General features: G+C 69.9%; 5 protein-coding genes. 1 reads left to right on the top strand and 4 read right to left on the bottom strand.

Annotation, left to right across the window (positions count from 1 at the left end):
* The 4 genes from G3N62_RS34450 to G3N62_RS34435 all read right to left on the bottom strand — a co-directional run.
* On the bottom strand, positions 1-401 hold a 401-nt coding region (locus G3N62_RS34450), incomplete at its 3' end, for an ATP-binding cassette domain-containing protein (protein WP_206141489.1).
* A gap of 13 nt (positions 402-414) precedes the next feature.
* On the bottom strand, positions 415-2,226 hold the full coding sequence (locus G3N62_RS34445; protein WP_049034267.1) for an ABC transporter permease: 1,812 nt from the start codon (positions 2,224-2,226) through the stop codon (positions 415-417).
* Between the two features lie 38 nt (positions 2,227-2,264).
* Positions 2,265-3,458: an ABC transporter substrate-binding protein gene (locus G3N62_RS34440; RefSeq protein WP_124670841.1), complete on the bottom strand. Its 1,194-nt coding sequence runs from the start codon at positions 3,456-3,458 to the stop codon at positions 2,265-2,267.
* Positions 3,459-3,471: 13 nt separating this feature from the next.
* Positions 3,472-3,753 (bottom strand): hypothetical protein, encoded by a 282-nt coding sequence (locus G3N62_RS34435; protein ID WP_185733115.1) that lies wholly within the window; start codon positions 3,751-3,753, stop codon positions 3,472-3,474.
* 60 nt (positions 3,754-3,813) lie between these two features.
* Here G3N62_RS34435 and G3N62_RS34430 point away from each other — a divergent pair.
* A partial coding sequence (locus tag G3N62_RS34430; RefSeq protein WP_206141488.1) for a LysR family transcriptional regulator occupies positions 3,814-4,630 on the top strand: 817 nt, incomplete at its 3' end.

Here is a 4,630-nt window from a genome sequence, read left to right as displayed (position 1 = left end):
TTCACCCTGACCTTAACCCACTTCCCCTCACGGCCGCTCTCCCGATCCCAGCCCGGCCGCGCCGCGCGCAGCCGCGCATGCGCGCCGATCAGCACGTTGTCGAGCACGCTCAGGTTGCCGAACACGCGGCCGTGCTGGAACGTGCGCGCGATGCCAAGCGCCGCGAGCCGTTCGGGCGCCGTGCCCGTGATGTCGCGGCCGTCGAACGTCACGCGGCCCGCGTCGGGCCGGTCGCCCCCCGCGATCAGGTTGAACAGCGTCGACTTGCCCGCGCCGTTCGGCCCGATCACGCTCAGCAGTTCGCCGTCGGCCAGCGTCAGGCTCGCGCCGTCGAGCGCGGTCACGCCGTCGAAGCGGCGCGTCAATCCCTGCACGTCGAGCAAGGGTCGAGTGGTCGTCATCGCATTCCTCTCCTCACACCGTACCGAGCAGGCCCTGCGGCCGGAACCGGACGAGCAGCAGCAGCACGAGGCCGTAGATCAGCATCCGGTAGTCGGCCGCCCAGCGGAACAGCTCGGGCAGCCCGATCAGCGCGATCGCGCCCGCGATGCCGCCGAGCACGTTGCCGAGCCCGCCGAGGATCACCATCGTCAGCGCGAGGATCGACACCTGCGAATCGAAGGTCTGGTGATTGATGTAGCTGTACAGGTGCGCGGCAATGCCGCCGCTCACGCCGGCCGCGACGCCGCCGACGGCGAACGCGATCGCCTTGTAGCGGTTCGGCGCGATGCCGTGCGCGCGCGCGGCGACGTCGTCCTCGCGCACCGCGCGCAGCGTGCGGCCCAGATGCGAGCGCAGCAGCCGCACCTGCACGAGCGCGAACGCGACGAGCACCGCGAACGTGAACCAGTACGCGGCGCGCGCGGTGCCCGCCCACGGCAGCGGCGCGATGCCGGTGATGCCGAGCGGGCCGCGCGTCAGGCCGTCCCAGTTCAGGATCACGAGGCTCACCACTTCGCCGATGCCGAGCGTCGCGATCGACACGTAGTGCCCGCGCAGCCGGAATGCCGGATAGACGAGCAGCGTGCCGAGCACGGCCGTGATGACGCCCGCGCACGGAATCGTCACGGCCGGCGACCAGCCGAGATCCGACGACAACAACGCCGACGCATACGCGCCGATCACGAGCAGCGCCGCGTGGCCAAGCGAGATCTGCCCGACCGTGCCCGCGACGAGCGTGAGGCTCAGCGCGAGCAATCCGTACAGCCATGCATTGGTCAGCGTCTGCAGCACGTACGGCGACGCGCCGAGCCACGGCAGCACGGCCGCCAGCACGATCAGCGCGACGAGCACCGGGCGCGGCACGCGCACGGCCTTCGCGGCCGCGAGGAAGGTGCCCGTCATCGGCTCGGGCGGCAGCGCGCGGTTGGCGCTGAACAGGCCGTTCGGCCGCCACACGAGGAACACGATCAGCAGCCCGAACGCGAACAGGTCGCGATAGCTCGTGCCGAACAGCGCGACGCCGTAGCTTTCGACGAGACCGAGCAGCAGGCTGCCGGCGATCGCGCCCGGCACGTTGCCGAGCCCGCCGATCAGCAGCGCGACGACGCCCTTCAGCGTCGCCTGGAAGCCCATCGCCGGATCGATGCTGTTGTAGTACATGCCGACCAGGAGCCCGCTCACGCCGCCGAGCGCGCACGCGATCGCGAACACGGTCTGGTTCACGCGGTCGACGTCGACGCCCATCTGCAGCGCCGCGTCGCGATCCTGCGCGGTCGCGCGCACGGCCCAGCCGAGCCGCGTGAAACGCAGGAAGCCGTACAGCAGCGCGGCCGCCGCGATGCCGATACCCGCGATCAGCAGGTCGAGCGAGCCGAGCGTCGCGCCGGCGATCCGCACATGCCAGTCGGGCAGCGGCGTCGGCACCGCACGCGGATCCGCGCCGAACGCAAGCTGCGCGAGCTGGTCGAGGATGAAGCTGATGCCGATCGTCGCGAGCAGCGGCGCGATGCGCGCCGCGTGGCGCAGCGGCCGCAACCCGATCCGCTCGATCGCGATACCGAGCGCGCCGCAGCCGACGACGACCGCCGCCAGCGCGACCGGCAGCGGCAGGCCGAAGCGCGTCAGGCACAGCCAGCCGATGAACGCGCCGACCATGTAGACCGAGCCGTGCGCGAAGTTGATCAGGTGCGACACGCCGAAGATCAGCGCGAGCCCGACCGCGAGCAGCGCGTAGATGTTGCCGACGATGAGGCCGTTGAGCGTGTAGTCGAGCCAGGAAGCCATCACGATGCGTCCGTCACTTGCATGCGGTTCATGCGGAATCAGCGCGCGGCGAGCTGCGGTTTCGCGCCGTCCCACAGCGCCCACTGCCCCTGCTTCACGACCAGGTACACGGTGCGCGCGCCGGCCACGCGGCGCGTCTGCGGATCGAAGCGCACCTTGCCGAAGATCACGCTCGGCACGTCGCTGACCTTCGCGAAGCCGTCGTGCGCGGCCTGGCGCGTCGTGCCGTAGCGGCGCAGCACCTCGGCCGACAGGATCAACGCGTCGTAGGCACGCGCGACGAACGAATCGGGATCGGCGTGGAATTTGGCGCGATAGCGCTGTACGAACGCCTGCACCTCGGGGCGCGGCTCGGCCGGGAAGAAGTTCGATTCCGTATAGACGCCTTCGACGGCCGTGCCGCCCAGTTCGAGGAACTTCGGCGAATACACGGAGCCGACCGCCGCGATCGGCAGCGCGACGCCCGACGTGCGCGCCTGCCGCACGATCTGCGCGCCGTCCGCGTAGTAGGAAATCAGCACGATCGAATCGGGGTTCGACGCGCCGATCCGCACGAGCGTCGAGCGGAAGTCCTTTTCCGCCGGCTGGTAGCCTTCGGCCGCGACGACCTGCGCGCCGAGCCCGGCGACCGCCTTCGCGAAGATGTCCTTGCTGGTGCGGCCCCAGTCGGTGTTCAGGTACAGCACCGCGATCCGCTTGAAGCCGAGTTCCTTCACCGCATAACGCGCGAGCAGCGGCTGCTCCTCGGCCTGGCTCAGCGCGGTGCTCCACAGGTAGTCGCCGCCCTTCGTGAAATCCGGATGCGAGTTCGTGAAGCCGAACTGCACCAGTTGCCCGCGCTGATAGATCGGCGACGCGGCCATCGACGTCGCGCTCGAGAAGTCGCCCAGCTCGATCGCGATGCGCGGATCGGCGACGAACTTCTGCGCGATCGCGACGGCCTGGCGCGGATCGCTGCGGCTGTCCTGGAAGTCGATCGCGAGCGGCCGGCCGTGAATGCCGCCGCTGCCGTTGATCTCGTCGAGCGCGAGATCGAAGCCGCGCTTCCACTGTTCGCCGTATTGCGCGTCCTGGCCCGTGAGCGGCCCGCTCACGCCGATCACCACCGGCTCGCCCGACACGCCGGCCGCGAGCACACCGCCCGTCGACAAGCCCCACGCGGCAGCGAGCGCCGCCACCGTGCCCAGCACGCGCCGCCATGCGCCGCGTGCGTCGTTCCCCGAAACCTTCATGCGTCCCCCAGCTTCAGTCAGTCGAAAAGAGTGAGGGCATGTAACCATCCGGGTCGGGACGATCCAACGAAGTTTTGCGCATATCGATATCGCGCGCGGCGCGAAGCGGATCGCGCTCGCGAGCGGTCGTCCGTTCGCCCCGCTTCGCACGATGCATCGGCACGCACCGCAGCGCGTTGATTCGATGGGCGTTTTCTTCATGGCGACGATCGCAATCGAGGTGTTTGCGTGCGCTCCCCGCCGCCGACACGATCGCACGCTTCGCAGTTTTCGCGCTGTCGATAGCAAAAATCATTATATGAATCACGCATACTCGCACTCCTACAATGCGCAAATCGCATCATCGGAACGCGTCATGGAGTTGCATCAACTCGAAGCCTTTTCCGCGGTCATGTCGGCCGGCAGCGTGACCGGCGCGGGCGAACTGCTCGGCCGCTCGCAGCCGGCCGTCACGCGGCAGATCCAGGAGCTCGAAGCCGATCTCGGCTACGCGCTGTTCGACCGGCACGGCCCGCGCGTCACGCCGACGCGGCGCGCCTTCCTGCTGTACGAGGAAGTCGAGCGCTCGCTGGTCGGCCTGCGCGCGATCGAGGCGCGTGCTCGCGCGCTCGGCGACGCAACGGCCGAACCGGTACGCATCGCGGCGACGCCGTCGCTCGCGGCCACGCTCGTGCCGGCCGCGCTGGCCGCGCTGCCCGACGACGTGCACGCGCCGCATTACCAGTTGCGCAGCGAGTCAGCCGAGCATGTCGTGCACGAAGTGCTGGCCGGCACGGCCGACGTCGGCGTCGTCACGCTGCCGATGGCGCATGCCGGGCTCGACGTGCACTGGATCGCGCAGACGCCTTGCGTCGCCGTACTGCCCGCCGGCGATCCGCTCGCGGCGAAGCCGCGCATCGCGCTGCGCGACCTCGCGCGCCGCCGCATCGTGACGGTCGCGAACCGGCACCGGCTGCGCCAGCGAATCGACGCGGCGTTCGCCGCCGCACGCGTCGACGCGCGTGTGTTCGTCGAAACCAATGCGTCGCTGAATGCGGTGATGGCCGCGCGCGCGGGTATCGGAATCGGCATCGTCGATCCGGCCACCGGTGTCGCGCTGCCGGTGGACGGCGTCGTCGCGCGTCCGCTCGACGTCGACATTCCGTTCGCCTTCGGCGTCGCGACGCCGGCCA

The organism is Burkholderia sp. Tr-20355, from assembly GCF_017104685.1.
GTDB classification, from domain to species: domain Bacteria; phylum Pseudomonadota; class Gammaproteobacteria; order Burkholderiales; family Burkholderiaceae; genus Burkholderia; species Burkholderia seminalis.
The sequence above is the reverse complement of the archived record's forward strand: the minus strand, read 5'-3'. Positions and strand labels throughout refer to the sequence as shown.